Below are 234 nucleotides of genomic sequence, written 5' to 3' on the forward strand. Positions count from 1 at the left end.
GGCCACTTCACCCTGCCCGTCATCGGGGAAATCGAGCTGACCACCGCGCTGCTCTTCGACCTCGGCGTCTACCTGACCGTGGTCGGCGCGACCCTGATGATTCTCGCCAATCTGGGCAAGCTGACGACTCCGCATCGCCCGACCAAGGAGAAGATGTGATGGAAGCCCTCTACGCTACTTCCACCGGCCTGCTGGCCGCCTGCGGTGTCTACCTCACCCTGCGCGGCCGCACCT

General features: G+C 65.0%; 1 protein-coding gene. It reads left to right on the forward strand.

Features of this window, described 5'->3' with window-relative positions; translation table 11 throughout:
• Positions 1-159: MnhB domain-containing protein (locus tag R0J88_RS23630; RefSeq protein ID WP_410901405.1), on the forward strand; the 159-nt coding region annotated here is incomplete at its 5' end.
• Positions 160-234 lie beyond the last annotated feature (75 nt).

Source organism: Pseudoalteromonas sp. SIMBA_162, from assembly GCF_046535955.1.
In the GTDB taxonomy this organism is placed as follows: Bacteria; Pseudomonadota; Gammaproteobacteria; order Enterobacterales; family Alteromonadaceae; genus Pseudoalteromonas; species Pseudoalteromonas marina.